This window comes from Streptomyces sp. W16, assembly GCF_033194735.1.
GTDB lineage: Bacteria > Actinomycetota > Actinomycetes > Streptomycetales > Streptomycetaceae > Streptomyces.
This window is the reverse complement of the sequence record NZ_JAWOAI010000807.1, coordinates 1-3,157: the sequence shown is the minus strand read 5'-3', so window position 1 is coordinate 3,157 and position 3,157 is coordinate 1. Positions and strand designations below refer to the sequence as shown.

Annotated in this window: 3 protein-coding genes and 1 tRNA gene; 1 reads left to right on the top strand and 3 read right to left on the bottom strand. The window is 68.9% G+C overall.

The annotated features are described in order from the left end of the window. Positions 1 to 110: 110 nt before the first annotated feature. Both R6V09_RS49610 and R6V09_RS49605 read right to left on the bottom strand, forming a co-directional pair. Positions 111 to 1,472 carry a serine/threonine-protein kinase gene (locus tag R6V09_RS49610; RefSeq protein ID WP_317888011.1) on the bottom strand — a complete coding sequence of 454 codons (1,362 nt, stop codon included), beginning with the start codon at positions 1,470 to 1,472 and terminating at the stop codon, positions 111 to 113. A 130-nt stretch (positions 1,473 to 1,602) separates the two neighbouring features. Beyond that, entirely contained in the window at positions 1,603 to 2,151 is a 549-nt protein-coding gene (locus R6V09_RS49605) for a helix-turn-helix domain-containing protein (RefSeq protein ID WP_019073558.1), read from the bottom strand. Between the two features lie 180 nt (positions 2,152 to 2,331). Here R6V09_RS49605 and R6V09_RS49600 point away from each other — a divergent pair. Continuing rightward, positions 2,332 to 2,404, top strand: a tRNA-Ala gene (locus R6V09_RS49600). A 419-nt stretch (positions 2,405 to 2,823) separates the two neighbouring features. On the opposite strand, the gene R6V09_RS49595 is transcribed toward R6V09_RS49600, so the two are convergent. After that, on the bottom strand, positions 2,824 to 3,157 hold a 334-nt coding region (locus R6V09_RS49595), incomplete at its 5' end, for a DUF5324 family protein (protein WP_317888010.1).

The following is a 3,157-nucleotide window of genomic DNA, read 5'->3' as shown; positions in this document are numbered from 1 at the left end:
GGCCGGGATCGGCGCGGGCAGCGTGCTGTTGGCGACGCTCGGCATGTGGACGGTGGCGGCCAGGCGCCGCGCCGCCACATAGCCGCCGTACCCCTCTTGGCACCGGTCGGTCAGACGCGGGTCAGCGCCCAGAACCCCACGGCGTAGCAGGCCAGCGCCAGCAGCAGGATCGGTATCGCCACCTTCGCGGGCGGTCCGGGGCGGCGCCGGGCGCGCCTGCCACGGCGCTGCGGAAACGGTGGCGCGGTAGGCGGAACCAGCGGGACCTGGGCGGTGTATGAAGCAGTAGAGGGTTCGGCGCGCGGCTGGGGGGAGGGCAGGACATGTGGGATCTGCGGAGCCTGCGGGGGCGGCAGATGGAAGCTGCCGGTGTCCGACATCGGGGTCGGAGTCGGGGTCGGAGTCGGGCTGGGGGTCGGTGTCGACACGGACGGCTGGGAGACGATGTCCTGCCGTGGGTCGAGGAGGACGGAGTCCGCACCGTTCGTACCCGCACCTACACCCGCACCTGCACCTGTACCCGTTCTCGCACCGCTCTCGGGTCCCGTCACACGAGACGTGGTCGACCCCGTGTCCACCCCGGAAGCCCGCCTCAGCGGACCCTCGGGCGCGAACCCCGTTGGCAGCGGCCCCACTTGGTCGAAGATCTCGATCAACTCGTCGTCGGGGCCGGGCTCCGGCAGGAGTTCCACGGCCGCCGCGAGGGCCTTGCGCGCCCCCGTGGCCGTACGGAAGCGAGCCTGTGGATCGGGCTGCAGCAACATCGCCACGACCTGCCACAGCGGCTCGGGAACGCTCTTGGGCGCCCCAGGGGTCCCGTGCTCGGCGAAGTACTGGATGAGCGCCTTGGAGTCCGGCTTGGCCCCCTCCAACAGATACAGCGCCACCAGTCCTACGGCGAACAGGTCGGCGGGGAAGTCGGGTTCCGCGCCCATCATCTGCTCGGGCGCGAGGTAACCCGGCGTCCCCACCACGAGGTTGGTCTCCGTCAGGCGCGCTTCGCCCAGCCGCATCGCGATGCCGAAGTCGGACAGGCGCAGCCGTGGGCGGGCCGTGCCGGTGGCTTCGAGGAGCAGGTTGGCGGGCTTGATGTCACGGTGCACGACGCCTTCCGCGTGTACCGCGGCGAGGCCGGAGAGGAGCTGGTCGAGCAGCGTGCAGACGAACGAGGGGGGCAACGGGCCGTAGTCCCCGATGAGATGGACCAGCGAACCGCCGGCCACCAGGTCCATGGTGAACAGGACCTTGTCGTCGTCGGCGGCCCAGCTGGCCGGTGCGAGCACATGGGGGTGGTCGATCCGCAGCGCCTGTTCCCGTACGAAGCGCAGCAGCGAGTGCGCGTCGCTCTGCTGCAGGACCTTGGCCGCGACATAGCGGCGACGGCGGTGGTCCCAGGCGCGCCAGACCGCGCCGACACCTCCGCGCCCGATCGGGTCGACCAGTTCGTACCGGCCGGCGAAGACCTCACCCATGGCTGTACGTCGCTCCTCCCCCTTCGGTTACCTCCGTTGCTTCCCCCGAGACGAGCGATACGACTCCCCCTTACGGCAGTTGCCGTGTGCCCGGCTGCCGAACCCCCGATCGACGGCCGGGCCGTGCTGCTCAGCTCTGGTGGGACTGGTAGTGCGCGACCGCGTCGGAGGTACGGCCCGCGCCGTACACCCGGAGGAACTCTGCCAGTTCGGGGTGGCTCGGGGCGAGGGTGTCAGCCGCGTCGATGATGTCGCCGGCGGCGGCCACCGAGCGCAGCAGCGACTGGATCTCGCGGACCACCCGTTTGACCGTGGGCGCTCCCGAACTGCTCGTCGTGGTCGTGGTGTTGCTGAGCACCGAGCCCCCCTGGGACTTCTTGATCTCGTCCATCCGCTCGGTCGCCTCGGCCGCGCTCACGCTGCCGTCCGCGACCTGCCCCGCCAGGTCCTGCAGCAACTGCACCCGCTGCACCACCGCGGGATTGCCGATCTTCGCCCGCTGACCACTCATCAGCTGGGACAACATCGGCGCGGACAGTCCCAACACCCCCGCAAGACGAGCCTGGTTGAGGCCAAGATCGTCGATGAGCTTACGGAAGAGCGCCCCCAAAGGCTCCCCGTACCAATTCCGCTGCAGCTCCCGCGCTCTGGCGGTGGCTTCCTGCTGTGCGGCGTCCATTGCGTCTCCCCATCGCTTCCCCAAAACCGCGGTTCGCTCTAGCGAACCACGACGAGCATCTTACGGAGAGTGGTCGTCCACCGGGAGCCCCATCTTTTTGCGAGATACCGGGGGTGACCCGGTACTCTGGTCTCCGAAGCCCACCGGTATGCGGTTGTGCCGGTCGGACGCTTCCCTAGCGGGGCCTTAGCTCAGTTGGTAGAGCGCTGTCTTTGCATGGCAGATGTCAGGGGTTCGACTCCCCTAGGCTCCACACCCCGCACCGGCCGGTCGCCCTCAGTGGCGTCCGGCCGGTGTTTGTTTGTGCCCGCGAGGTGACGTGCGCCACATAAATGGCTGCTCGTCGTTGCAGTTGTTTGCGCAAATATCGATGCTGGGCGAGGTCCGTCGGGTCGTTGTGGCGGTGGCCGGAGTGGTGTGGGGAACGTGTGTCCCGATGTGCGGGACGTGTGTGAGCTGGCTGAATACGGTCGCGTAATCAGGGATGTGCGGTCCGTTAAGGGAGTCTGTGCGGTACTTGTACACCTGGGGCGTTGCAAACGTCATCGTGGCCGGCTTGCGTAAATCAAGGGAGTTTCTCCGCCCGCGCGACTGTTCCACGTGAAACATCGCGGTGGGGCAGGAGACCCTCAAGTCTCCTGCCCCACCGCGATGTTGACCGTACGCCGGACGTCAGCGGTGCTCGTCGCGGTCCGAGGCCTGTACGGCATCCGCGACTTCGTCCTCGGCCTGCTTCGCCTGCACCTCGGGGTCGAGCACGGACTGATCGTCGCCGTCCACCGAGGAGAGACGGCCCGTCTCGGGCACCTCGGTCGCGGCGGGGGGCTCGACCAGCCAGTCGGGATTGGCCTGCTTGTCCCACCACTTCCAGGCGGCGAAAGCGCCGCCCGCCAGGATGCCCAGCACCGCCAGCCCCTTCGCGAGCCGGCCGGCCCTCGCCCGCCGCTCGTGTTTGCGGACCAGCTTCTGGATCTCCTTGGGCGAGACCTGGCCGCGCAGCGCGGCG